We start from the raw sequence: 12,263 nt of genomic DNA, 5'->3' as shown, positions 1-12,263 counted from the left end.
TTGAAAAATTTGATAGAACTTAAAAATTTAAGTAAGAAATTTAAGCTCGGCGATAACGTATTTGACGCGCTAAAAGACGTAAATTTGAGCATAAAAAAGGGCGAGTTTATCGCTATCATCGGGCAGAGCGGATCGGGTAAATCCACGCTCATGAACATCCTTGGCTGCCTAGATAATCCAAGCGGCGGACAGTATCTGCTAGAAGAGCGCGACATATCTAAATTTGAAGGCGACGAGCTAGCGCGTTTGCGCAGAGAAAAATTCGGCTTTATCTTTCAGCGCTATAACCTTTTATCTACGCTATCTACGCTGCAAAACGTAGCTTTGCCTAGCGTGTATGCGGGCATTTCTAAAAAAGAGCGCGAGAAAAAGGCCGGCGAGCTTTTAGAAGGGCTCGGTCTTGGCGAAAAGCTGCAAAATTTGCCCAATAAACTTAGCGGCGGACAGCAGCAGCGAGTCTCGATCGCTAGAGCACTCATAAACGGCGGCGAGATCATCCTAGCAGACGAGCCTACGGGCGCGCTAGATAGTAAAAGCGGCCTCATGGTGATGGAAATTTTAACGAATTTGCACAAACAAGGCCACACCATCATCATCGTCACGCACGACCCAAATATCGCCGCATACGCAAACCGCGTCATCGAGATAAAAGACGGCAAAATTTTGAGCGATACGGTAAAAAACGAGGAAATTTTCGCCTCCGAAAAACCTAGCCCAAAGCGTAAAAATATCTTTAGCTTTTACAAAGATCAGTTTATCGAGAGCTTTAAAATGTCGATAAATGCGATACTTAGCCACAAACTGCGCTCGGTGCTAACGATGCTTGGCATCATCATCGGCATCACCTCGGTTATCTGCGTCGTGGCGCTAGGGCAGGGCTCGCAGGAGCAGATCCTCTCCGATATCCGCGGTATCGGCACGAATACGATAGATATCTATAACGGCAAGGGTTTTGGTGATATGCGCTCGGAGAGGGTTAAAAATCTAACCGTGAGCGACGCGGCAATGCTAGCTAAGCAAGACTACCTAGATAGCGTCACGCCAAACGCCTCTGCTAGCGGCACGCTCACCTACGGCAACAAATCAGCCTCGGCTACGATCAGGGGCGGCAGCGAGGAGAGCCTAAACGTGATGGGTTACACCGTAGAGGCTGGGCGAGTGTTTACAGCGCAAGAGGTCGCAGAGTCGGCGTCCGTGATCGTGATAGATCAGCCAACTAGGGAGCAATTTTTTAAAAATGAGGATCCGCTGGGCAAGACCGTGCTTTTTAACAAACGCCCATTTAGGATCATCGGCGTAGTAGCCAAAAACGACAATATGTTCGCAGACTCCAGCACTTTGCGCACGTTTTCTACATACACCGCGGTCATAAACAAGCTAACCGGCGATAGGCACCTGTCATCTATCACGGTTAAGGTAAAAGACAGCGTAAACGCGCAAATCGCCGAGCAGAGTTTAACGGAAATTTTAACCGCCAAGCACGGTAAAAAGGACTTTTTCACCAGAAACTCCGATACGATCAAAAAAACGATCGAGGAGACTACGAGGACTATGACGCTGCTGATCTCTTGTATCGCTTTTATCTCGCTGCTAGTGGGCGGTATCGGCGTGATGAATATCATGCTAGTTTCCGTAACCGAGCGCACCAAAGAGATCGGCATCAGGATGGCGATCGGCGCGCGTCAGGGAAATATCCTCGAGCAGTTTTTGATCGAGGCCGTGCTGCTGTGTCTCATCGGCGGACTCATCGGCGTCGGGACTGCCTTTGGTATCGGGTATCTAACGGAAAATTTCGCGCCCGATATAAAGATGATATTTTCACAGACATCTATCGTGGTCGCGCTCGTCGTTTCTAGCGCGATAGGCGTGATATTTGGCTACATGCCTGCTCGCAGCGCCTCAAAGCTAAATCCTATCGACGCTCTTTCAAGGGAATAAAAATGAAAAAAATCTCCATAATCCTAGCCGCACTTTTGCTCGGCGGCTGCGCGGTAACGCAGATAAACGAAAACTACGAGCAAATTTTGCTAAAAGAGGACGCAAGCGCCGATATAAAAATAAACCGCGAGTGGTGGCGAGGCTATAACGAACCTAGGCTAAACGAGCTAATCAGCCTCGCGTTAAAAAATAATATAGACCTGGCAAAATCGGCCGTCGCCGTAAATAAAGCCCTAGCTCAAGCAGGCGTCTTGCAAGCCGATCTCGTGCCTAGCTTTAACGCAAATTTGGGCGTGGAAACTGGTAAAAATATAAAAACGGGCGGTAGCTGGAATGAGAGCTACAAAAGCGGCGTATCGCTAAGCTACGAAATCGATCTGTGGCGCAAGCTCGCAAACTCCGCAGACGCCGCCATGTGGGAAGTAAATGCGACTAAATACGACCTAGAGGCCGCCAGACTTGCGCTCATTAACTCCGTCGCAGATGCGTATTTTGAAGTGAAATATCAAAAAGAGAGCATAAATCTATACGAAAAGACGCTAAAAAACTACGAAGAGCTTGAGGCAATTATAAAGGCCAAATTTGAGCTAGGCAAAGAAGAGGAGCTAAGCCTAAAACAGGTAAAAAGCTCGGTAATCTCGGCTAAAAATAGAATTTTAAACGCAGCCAAGAGCCTTGATGCGGCAGAAAAAACGCTAAGAAATCTGCTAAACGTTAGGCCTGAGTTTGATTTAAATTTGAGCGGAAATTTGAGCGATATCTCGCCTCAGGGCGTAAATTTAAACGTGCCGCTTTACGTTATCGGCGCGCGTCCTGATTTGCAAGCCGCGGTCTCGCGCATCAAAGAGGCGCTTTTGGGGGTTAAAGTTAGCGAAAAAAACTTTTATCCCAGCATCACGGTAGGCGCAGGACTTAGCGGTAGCGGAGATAGTGCTAGCGAGGGACTTAAGCTAAATTTCTTAAGCGGAAATATCGCGATAAATTTGCCGTTTTTAAACTACTCCAAGCTTAAATCAAAGCTAAAAATCTCCGAGCTTGAGTTTGAGACGATGAAGCTAAACTACGCGCAGACGCTAACGACCGCGCTAAACGAGATCGACGCGAGCTATAAAAATCTGCAAAAAGACGAGGCGGTTTTGCGAAATTTAAACGAAAATTTGCGAAATCTAAGCTCTATCAGCGACATATATAAACTCAAATACGACTACGGCAAAACCGAGCTAAAAAACTATCTAGAGGCGCAAAATTCGCTGCTTGAAGGTAGGATCAGCCTGATCGCTCAAAAATATAAAATTTTGCAAGACGAAATCGGTATCTATAAAGCGACGGCTGGAAAAGCGGAGTAAATTTGACTATGTCGCGCACCTGATTTGCGGTTTTTTGGGTGCGTTAAATTTGCAGCGAATTTGACGGCTAGTTAAATTTAGCTAGCCGCAAATGACCTTGCAAATTTACTCGCGCCGTTTGCCTAGAAAATAAAACAGTCCCGCTAGCGTCGCAAAAAGCGCAAGCATAGATCCGGCGACGATTGCCGTGCCGTTTTGAAAGCCGTTTAAAAACATCCCGTTCGTATTCATCCCGAAAAATCCCGTGATCAAATTTAGCGGCAAAAATAGTGCCGAAAGTAGTGTCAGGATGTAGATGTTTCGGTTGATTTTGTCGTTTTTTAGGCTCTGTATATGCGCGTATATATCGTCTATCCTAGCGGCGTTTTCGTAGGCGGCGTTTTTTAGTACGCCGGCTTCGTAGACGTAGTTTTTGAGCTGCTTTTTTAGCTCGGGCCTTTCGTTTTGACAGATCGCCAGAGCCTCGTAAAAGTGCGAAATTTTATTTTGAAATTTGCGTATTTCGTATTTTAAGACCGCGTGCTTTTTGATAAATTTAGTAAAATCCCTCTTACCCGCGTAAATTTTCTCGTAGCTTTCAAGCTGGGCGGAGTGCTCGGCGATCTTGGCGCGAAACTCGCTCGTTATCTTTTTTACGACGCGGATAAACTCCTCCGCGCCGCTCTCGCTGCCGTCCTGGGCGTAAATTTTGTCGTCTTTAAAGATAAATTTATAGTTTTGTTCGCTGCCGTCCGTCACGAGATAGACGTACTCGCACTCCTCGTCGTAAAAGTACCCAGAGATATCGCGCTCGCTCACTGTTTTGCCTTATATGCTTGGCGCGTCTTTACCGCGTTTGGCGTAGAAATTTCGCCTAAATTTTTCAAATTCGCCCGCCGTTATCGCTTCTCTCATCTGTCGCATTAAATTTAGATAATAATGCAAGTTGTGTAGGCTCGCCAAACGGAAAAACGTCAGCTCGCCCGCTCGGTATAGGTGGCTAAGATAGGCGCGCGAGTAGTTTTGGCACGCGTAGCAGTCGCACTCGGGATCTATCGGAGCGCGGTCGGTTGCAAATCTCGCGGACTTAATATTTATCTTACCGAAACTCGTAAATAGCGTGCCGTTGCGCGCGTTTCGCGTCGGCATCACACAGTCAAACATATCCACGCCGCGAGCCACGTTTTCTACGAGGTCTTCAGGAGTGCCTACGCCCATGAGATAGCGCGGACGCGTCGCGTCTATGTATGGCATCACGGCCTGCACGGTGTCGTACATCTCTTGATTGCTTTCGCCTACGCTAAGCCCCCCGATAGCAAGCCCGTCAAAAGGCATCTCGCACAGCGCCTCAGCGCAAAATTTACGTGCCGCCTCGTCCGTGCCGCCTTGGATTATGCCGAATATATTTTGCGTGAGCCCTTCGCCTAAATCTCGCTTAAATTTATGATAGTCTATCGCCTCGCGCGCCCATTTTATCGTGCGTTTGATGCTTAGCTCTACGCGCTTTTTTTCAGCAGGAAGCGCGACTAGATCGTCTAGGATCATCATGATGTCGGAGTTTAGGTCGTACTGAGTATCTAGCACCGAGCGCGGCGTGAAATAGTGCGCGCTGCCATCGATATGGCTTTTAAATTTGATGCCGTTTTCGTCGGGCTTTGAGATTTTGCTCAGCGAAAAGGCCTGAAAGCCGCCGCTATCTGTTAAAAACGAGCGGTTAAATTTAGTAAAGCCGTGCAGGCCGCCAAGCTCCTTTACGACCTTGCTACTAGGGCGCAAGTAGAGGTGGTAGGTGTTGCCAAGGATTATTTGGGCGTCTAAAATCTGCATCATATCCACGGCATCTAGGCTTTTTACCGCACCTACGGTGCCAACTGGCATAAACACGGGCGTTTTTATCGTCGAGTGAGCGGTGATTAGCGTGCCCGCGCGCGCCGCACCGTCCGTTTTATCTATACTAAAAGTCATTTTGATATAATAGTCCCTTTAAATTTGGAGTTTTAATGAAAAATATCTTGATAGTTGCGGACGGCATTGTAGCGAAACATTTCTTAGAAAGACTATTCGTAAGCAGAAGTAGCACGCATCACTACGTAGTTATCGCTTGCGGAGACGAGGATTACTCGGACGTAAATTTAGAAAATTTTACCTTTTACCGCTTTGATCCCACGAGCCTTGATAGACTGAGGCAAGTAGCCAGCGGTTATTTCAGCCAGTTTATGATAATGCTAAAAGACGGCTTTGATACGGTCAGCGTCTATAATAACCTGCGTCAAATCAGCAAAAAAACGGAAATTTTGATGCTGGATCTCTGGGGGCTTGGCGGACTAGAGGACGACTCGCATCTAACTATTTTAGATGCCCGCGCGGTGCTAACGGCTAGGCTCATGGATTTTTTGCCCGACATCCCCGTCGTGGCCGATAACCTAGGCCTTGGCAAGGGCGAGATAATGGAAGTAAAGGTGCCCGTAGGCAGCTCCTTTATGTACCGTCACATCAGCTCCATAACGCAGAAAAAATGGCGCATAGCGATGATTTATCGCGGTTCAAATTTCATGATCGCAAAGCCAAATTTGATGATCCTGCCCGGCGACGTTTTGCTCATAGTTGGCGAACCAAGCGTGCTTTTAAGCGTATTTAGAAGCGTAAAAAAAGAAACCGGGCAGTTTCCAAACCCGTTTGGGCATAATATCTATCTGTTTTTAGACATGAAAAAGATGGGTGAAAAGCTGTGCATAAGGCTACTTGAGCAGAGTCTAAAACTGCACGAAAAGCTAAACAACAGACGCCTTTTCGTCAAGGTCGTAAATCCGGCGCTAAATTTAGCCTACGAAAAGCTAAAATCCGTAAACGACGAGATGGCGACGGTTATGTTTGATTATTTCGGAGGCGGAGTAGGGCAGATAAAAGACGACGTTTTCAAAAACGACGTCGGGCTAGTCGTAACGGATAATAAATTTTTCGCCGCGCACAAAAGGCTGCTTTTCGAGCTAAAAAAACCGGTCGCCGCCATCGGTAAAAGCGACATCGACGAGATCAAAAAGGGCGTGGTGCTAAGTAGCGGTTTTGGCGACGAGATAGAAAGCCAATCGGCCGTCATCATGGACTGCTGCTCGCAGCTTGATATGCCGATAACTCTTTATCACTTCGGCCGAAGCGGCGCGGACGAGGAGATGGAGGAGCATTTTGATAGTTTGGCTAAGATTTTCGGACGCAAGATCGAGGTCGTGGAGGACAAAAACTCAAATCCGATTTTAAGACTAAAAAAAGAGCGAAATTTGCTCCAGTTCGTGCCGTTTACAAAAAAGATCAGTAAAAAAGATGCCTTTGCGGCGTTTTCAAACGATATGAACCGCCTATACGCGCGCCTTAGCGACAACTATCAGATTTTTATACCGATAAATTAGGCTATTTTGGATAAAATAAAAGCGGAGAATAAGATGAAAATAGATATAAAATTTGACGGTAAGCCTGGCTACGGCGTCTATATAAACGAGCTAAAAGAGCTTAAATTTGACGCTAAAGTCGCTATCGTGACAAACGCAAAAGTAGGCGGGCTTTATCTGCAAAATTTACTCTCGCGCATAGATTGTCCGCAAAAATTCGTCATCAGCGTCCCAGACGGCGAAGAGTATAAAAATATGCAAACTATCGAGGCGATTTTAGAGCAGCTTTTCGTCAGCCGCCTTGACCGCAGCAGCGTGATTATCGCGCTTGGCGGCGGAGTGGTGAGCGATATGGCTGGCTTTGCGGCGAGCATTTTCGAGCGCGGGATCAAATTTATAAACATCCCCACGACCCTGCTAGCCCAAGTGGACGCGAGCGTAGGCGGAAAAACGGGCGTAAATAATAAATTCGGCAAAAATCTGATCGGCTCGTTTTATCAACCTAGCGCCGTTTACTGCGAAACCGGGTTTTTAAAGACGCTTGAAAAGCGCGAATTTGCCGCGGGACTTGCAGAGGCTGCGAAGATGGCGATAACCTTTGACGAAAAACTATTTTCGTGGATGGGGAGCGCAAATTTGACGGATGAGGCGAATTTGCAAAATTTGATCTACCGCTGCGTGCAGATAAAGGCCGCCGCCGTAGAGGCCGACGAGCGCGAAAAGGGCGTGCGCGCGGTGCTAAACTACGGCCATACCTTCGCTCACGTGATAGAAAACGAAACGAACTATAAAAAATATCTACACGGCGAGGCGGTGGCGATCGGCATGAATATGGCTAACGCGCTAGCGGTGAAGCTTGGCCTCATGAGCGAGGATCAAAAGGCGCGCGTGGCGGAGCTTTTAGTCAAATTTGACTTGCCGATAAGCTACAAGGTGCCAAATGCAAGCGGCTTTTACGAGGCGTTTTTCCTTGATAAAAAGGCGGAAAACTCGGCGATCAAATTTATCCTGCCGCGAGGTATCGGCGCATACGAGATACGAAAAGACGTGCCGCGCGAGCTGGTGATGGACGTTTTAAGAGAGTTTGAATGAGAAAAATTTTATTTATTTTATTTTTTGCGCTCTTTGCTTATTCGCTAGATGATATACCTAGCGATTTTAACGGGACAAAAGAAGCTCAGCTATCCGAGCTAAACGCGTCTTTGTCGCTTATCGAGGACGAGTTAGCCGATAACATCTGGGCGACTCGATACTCAAACTACAACACCTTTCAAAAGCTAAGCGCGGAGCTTGATGAAATCGAAGCGGCGATAAAAAAACAGGCTAAAAATACCGAAAAAGTACTCGAGCTACAAAAAAAACAAAGTACGCTAAAAGAGCAGATCGAGCTTTTAAGAGAGTTTCAAAAAGCGCCGTTTTCTAGCATGATAACGGCTCCCGAGATAGAAATTTTACAAAAGATAACCAACCCAGTCGCCGTGATCTCGGGCTTTTCTCACATAAAGCAGCTAAGAAGCGAAAAAGACGAGTATAAACGCCGACTAGACGGGCTTTCTAAGACGACCGACGAGCTAGCCAGAAAAGAGCAAATTTTAACCCAGATCGTAAATTTGAGCGACGACGCGCGCTTTCAAGCAGAGCTTGCGGAGGCTAGACAGGAGCTGGCGGAATTTAACGCCGCGGCCGACATCGCAAAAACAACCTACGGAGTGTATGAAAAGCGCGTAAACGAGGCGATAAACCGGACCAGCGAGGATATCAAAGCGCAGATGAAAAAGGCGCTAGATATCGGTATATTTATCGTAGTCGTGATCGGGCTTTCGTTTTTGTTCAAATTTATCATCAAAAAGACGATCACGGATAACGAGCGCCTCTATACGGCAAACAAATTTATAAACCTCGTAAACATCACGCTCATCATCATGATTTTGCTTTTTGCCTATATCGAAAACGTGACCTATCTCGTCACGGTGCTGGGCTTTGCGTCTGCAGGTATCGCGATTGCCATGAAAGATATGTTTATGAGTATGCTCGGCTGGACGGTGGTGGTTTTTGGCGGTAGTTTTCACGTCGGCGACCGCATCAAGGTGCGCAAGGACGGAGAGGACGTCGTGGGCGACATCATCGATATCTCGCTGCTTAGGATGACTATTTACGAGGACGTCACGATAGTCACCGTAAACTCAAATCGCAGAGCGGGGCGCATTATATTCGTGCCGAACAACTATATATTCACCGATCTGATCGCAAACTACTCGCACCACGGCATGAAGACCGTCTGGGACGGTATCGACGTTGTTTGTAGCTTTGAGTCGAATCACAAAAAAGCCGCTCACATCATCAAAGATATCGCGCGAAAATACTCTAAAGGCTACACCGAGATCGCCAAAAAACAAATGAGCAAGCTGCGAAATCAATACAGCATCAAAAATCCAAACGTCGAGCCGCGCGTGTTTACCTTTATCGAGCCTTACGGCGTAAAAATTTCGGTCTGGTATATGGCAAACACCTTCGCCACGCTATCTTTGCGAAGCACGATAAGCGCGGAGATCATGGAAGCCATCGCTAGCCACGACGACATCGTGATCGCCTATCCGACGCAGACTTTATACATGGATAGGCGCGTAAAAGCCGGCGAGTCAAAGCCGATCGGCGAAGGCGGCGAGGATAAGCATGAAGCCTAACTCAAATTTGACCCAGCAAGAGCCGCGCCGAGAGAAGGTATTTTTTAAAACCTTCGGCTGTCGCACGAACATCTACGATACTGAGCTGATGAAAAGCTACGTCAAAGACTACGATATAGTTAGCGACGAAAACGAAGCAGACATCGTGGTGGTAAACTCCTGCACGGTCACAAACTCAGCAGATAGCGGCGCTCGCAGCTACATAAACGGTATAAAAAAACGAGGCGCCAGAGTGATACTAACGGGCTGCGGCGCGGTGAGCAAGGGTAAGGAGCTGTTTAACAAAAGCGCGGTTTTCGGCGTGATAGGCGCGAGTAAGAAAGAGGATATAAACGCGCTGCTAAAGTCGCAAGATCCGTTTTTCGAGCTGGGAAATTTAAAAAGCATAGACAAAAATATCGTAACAAACTACGAAAATCACACCAAAGCCTTTATCAAGATCCAAGAGGGCTGCGACTTTGCGTGCAGTTACTGTATCATCCCCGCCGTTCGCGGCAAGGCGCGCAGTATGGACGAGGAAGCGATCTTGCGCGAGGCTAAAATTTTAGCCTATAACGGCTACAACGAGCTAGTGCTAACGGGTACAAACATCGGCAGCTACGGCAAGGATACGGGCTCAAGCCTAGGGCGACTGCTAGGCAGGATCGGTAAAATAGGCGGCATAAAGCGCATAAGGCTAGGCAGCATAGAGCCTAGCCAGATAGACGAGAGCTTTCGCGAGATTTTAAAAGAGAGCTGGCTAGAGCGGCATCTGCACATCGCGCTTCAGCACACGAGCGAGGCGATGCTGCGCATTATGAGGCGGCGAAATCAGGCCTTTAGGGATTTGGAGCTATTTTTACAGCTTAGCGAGATGGGCTTTGCGCTAGGAACCGACTATATCGTGGGGCATCCGGGCGAGAGCGAAGAGATCTGGAGCGAGGCGCTGGTAAATTTTAAAAAATTTCCGCTCACGCATCTGCACTGCTTTGCGTATTCGCCGCGCACAGGCACGCATTCGGCGGATATGAAAATGGACGTTAGCGGCGATGTGGCGAAGGCTAGGCTTAAAATTTTAAAGCAAATCGTAGCGGAAAATAATTTTAAATTTAGACAAGAGCACGCCAAAAAAGGCGGGAGCCTAAACGTTCTCGTTGAGCAGCTAAACGGCGAATTTTACGAAGGTTTCGATCAGTTTTATAATAAAGTAAAAATCAAAACGGATAAGCAAATTTTAAAAGAGTGGGCGGTCATAGATAAATTTGAAGTAAAAAGCGAGGGCGACTATGCACAAATTTAAGCTAAATAAACAAAAGATCATCGTGATTTTGACGGCTATTTTGGCGGTTTTGCTAGCCGTTGCGGTAGGCAGAAATCAACCCAAAAACATAATGTACGAAAGCTATGAAAAGCTGCTAGAGGGCGACATGATCGCAAGCGCGACCGTAAACGGCGGCGAGCTGGAACTCACGACTAAGGGCGGCAACAAATATATCATCGTAAAAGACGGCGTGGATATGCGCGCTCTGGTGCAAAAAGTCCCCGTCGATCTAAAAAAAGAGACGCCCGTGCTGGATGAAATTTTAGCCGTGCTAGCGCTACTTGCTATCTGTTTTGCGGGGCTTGCGGTTTATGCGAGGCTTAAAAAACAAAGACTCGCCGCTCAAAACGAAAATCAAAAAGCAAACGTCTATGAGTATGAAAATATCGCCGCTAGCTCGGTTGCTCCTGCTATCTCAAACGTCAAATTTGACGACGTAGCGGGCATAAAGGACGTCAAATTTGAGCTAAGTGAGATCGTGGATTTTCTAAAAAATCCGACGAAATATAAAAAATTCGGCATCAAAATGCCAAAAGGCGTGCTGATGGTCGGGCCTCCGGGCGTAGGCAAGACGCTAGTGGCAAAGGCCGTCGCGGGCGAGGCGGGAGTGCCGTTTTTTTACCAAAGCGGAGCTAGTTTCGTGCAAATTTACGTCGGTATGGGCGCAAAACGCGTGCATGAGTTGTTTTTAAAGGCTAAAGCCTATGCGCCGTCCATCATCTTTATCGACGAGATCGACGCCGTTGGTAAGGTGCGCGGCGGCAACCGAAACGACGAGCGCGAGGCCACGCTAAATCAGCTACTGACCGAGATGGACGGCTTTGAGGATAACTCGGGCGTCATCGTGATCGCTGCAACTAACCGTATCGAGATGATAGATGAGGCGCTGCTGCGCTCGGGGCGATTTGATAGACGAATTTTTCTTTCGATGCCTGATTTTGCCGATAGAGTCGAGATTTTAAAATCCTATCTAAAAGACAAAAACACGAGCGTAGAGGCGCAGGACGTGGCGCGTATCAGCGTCGGTTTTAGCGGGGCGGCGCTTTCTACGCTCGTAAACGAAGCCGCGATAAATGCGCTAAGACGCGACGGCGAGATAATCGAATTTAGCGATTTTGAAAGCGTTTTAAACAAAGTCCTGCTCGGAAAAAAGAGGATTTTAAGCTACAACGACGAGGAAAAGCGCATCCAAGCGCTCTATCAGGGCGCAAAGGCCTTGGCGGCGTATTGGTTCGGGATAGAATTTGAAAAAATTTCGCTCGTTGAGGAGCAGTTTATGCGTCCGGAGCGAGAGATAGAGTCGCGCTCGCAGATGTTTGCGCGTATCAAGGTCTGTTTGGCTGGTATGAGCGCGCTAAAGATGGTCAAAGACGATACCTTTTCAAACTCCAACGTCGACATCCAAAAAGCCCGCGAAATCGCGCAAAATATGGTCTTTGAGTACGGCATGGGGCATACCTTTACGCCAAGCGCGGCGGAGGCCGAGGAGCTACTGCAAGAGGCGTACGCCGAGGTCGGAACGTTTTTAGCCGGTATGAAAACTCAGCTAGAGCGCATCAGCGAGCATATCGAGATTTTTGAGAGTATCGATAAAGACGCGCTGGGCAAAATTATCAAAGAGTATTACAACTAA

Annotated in this window: 9 protein-coding genes; 7 read left to right on the top strand and 2 right to left on the bottom strand. The window is 47.6% G+C overall.

What is annotated here, in order from left to right; genetic code table 11:
• Positions 1 to 9 precede the first annotated feature (9 nt).
• Both H7R39_RS09005 and H7R39_RS09000 read left to right on the top strand, forming a co-directional pair.
• A complete protein-coding gene (locus tag H7R39_RS09005) occupies positions 10 to 1,938 on the top strand; it encodes a MacB family efflux pump subunit (protein WP_185899418.1) in 1,929 nt (642 codons plus the stop codon).
• Positions 1,939 to 1,940: 2 nt separating this feature from the next.
• Positions 1,941 to 3,284, top strand: coding sequence for a TolC family protein (locus tag H7R39_RS09000; protein ID WP_185898915.1), 1,344 nt, complete (start codon positions 1,941 to 1,943; stop codon positions 3,282 to 3,284).
• Between the two features lie 105 nt (positions 3,285 to 3,389).
• Here H7R39_RS09000 and H7R39_RS08995 read toward each other — a convergent pair whose 3' ends face one another.
• Together H7R39_RS08995 and tgt are read right to left on the bottom strand one after the other, a co-directional pair.
• Entirely contained in the window at positions 3,390 to 4,082 is a 693-nt protein-coding gene (locus tag H7R39_RS08995; RefSeq protein ID WP_185898914.1) for a CorA family divalent cation transporter, read from the bottom strand.
• Between the two features lie 9 nt (positions 4,083 to 4,091).
• A complete protein-coding gene (gene tgt, locus H7R39_RS08990; protein WP_185898913.1) occupies positions 4,092 to 5,228 on the bottom strand; it encodes a tRNA guanosine(34) transglycosylase Tgt in 1,137 nt (378 codons plus the stop codon).
• 35 nt (positions 5,229 to 5,263) lie between these two features.
• Here tgt and H7R39_RS08985 point away from each other — a divergent pair, with 35 nt between their 5' ends.
• From H7R39_RS08985 to H7R39_RS08965, 5 genes are read left to right on the top strand one after another with little or no spacing between them, the layout of a single operon-like run.
• On the top strand, positions 5,264 to 6,667 hold the full coding sequence (locus tag H7R39_RS08985) for a COG3400 family protein (protein WP_185898912.1): 1,404 nt from the start codon (positions 5,264 to 5,266) through the stop codon (positions 6,665 to 6,667).
• Positions 6,668 to 6,700: 33 nt separating this feature from the next.
• On the top strand, positions 6,701 to 7,738 hold the full coding sequence (aroB, locus tag H7R39_RS08980; RefSeq protein ID WP_185898911.1) for a 3-dehydroquinate synthase: 1,038 nt from the start codon (positions 6,701 to 6,703) through the stop codon (positions 7,736 to 7,738).
• Positions 7,735 to 9,330 (top strand): mechanosensitive ion channel domain-containing protein, encoded by a 1,596-nt coding sequence (locus tag H7R39_RS08975; protein WP_185898910.1) that lies wholly within the window; start codon positions 7,735 to 7,737, stop codon positions 9,328 to 9,330. The genes aroB and H7R39_RS08975 overlap by 4 nt, the downstream gene beginning before the upstream one ends.
• Positions 9,320 to 10,609 carry a tRNA (N(6)-L-threonylcarbamoyladenosine(37)-C(2))-methylthiotransferase MtaB gene (mtaB, locus tag H7R39_RS08970; protein WP_185898909.1) on the top strand — a complete coding sequence of 430 codons (1,290 nt, stop codon included), beginning with the start codon at positions 9,320 to 9,322 and terminating at the stop codon, positions 10,607 to 10,609. The genes H7R39_RS08975 and mtaB overlap by 11 nt, the downstream gene beginning before the upstream one ends.
• Positions 10,596 to 12,263 (top strand): AAA family ATPase, encoded by a 1,668-nt coding sequence (locus H7R39_RS08965; protein WP_185898908.1) that lies wholly within the window; start codon positions 10,596 to 10,598, stop codon positions 12,261 to 12,263. Before mtaB ends, H7R39_RS08965 begins: the two co-directional genes overlap by 14 nt.

This window comes from Campylobacter massiliensis (assembly GCF_014253065.1).
Classification (GTDB): domain Bacteria; phylum Campylobacterota; class Campylobacteria; order Campylobacterales; family Campylobacteraceae; genus Campylobacter_A; species Campylobacter_A massiliensis.
Note: the sequence above shows the minus strand (reverse complement) of the source record. Positions and strands in the feature narration are given on the sequence as shown.

What these genes read in the sequence shown, in the direction of transcription:
- H7R39_RS09000 (WP_185898915.1), top strand. Translation starts at nt 1,941, where the DNA reads ATGAAAAAAATCTCCATAATCCTAGCCGCACTTTTGCTCGGCGGCTGC.
- tgt (WP_185898913.1), bottom strand. Translation starts at nt 5,228, where the DNA reads ATGACTTTTAGTATAGATAAAACGGACGGTGCGGCGCGCGCGGGCACG.
- H7R39_RS08985 (WP_185898912.1), top strand. Translation starts at nt 5,264, where the DNA reads ATGAAAAATATCTTGATAGTTGCGGACGGCATTGTAGCGAAACATTTC.
- aroB (WP_185898911.1), top strand. Translation starts at nt 6,701, where the DNA reads ATGAAAATAGATATAAAATTTGACGGTAAGCCTGGCTACGGCGTCTAT.
- H7R39_RS08975 (WP_185898910.1), top strand. Translation starts at nt 7,735, where the DNA reads ATGAGAAAAATTTTATTTATTTTATTTTTTGCGCTCTTTGCTTATTCG.
- mtaB (WP_185898909.1), top strand. Translation starts at nt 9,320, where the DNA reads ATGAAGCCTAACTCAAATTTGACCCAGCAAGAGCCGCGCCGAGAGAAG.
- H7R39_RS08965 (WP_185898908.1), top strand. Translation starts at nt 10,596, where the DNA reads ATGCACAAATTTAAGCTAAATAAACAAAAGATCATCGTGATTTTGACG.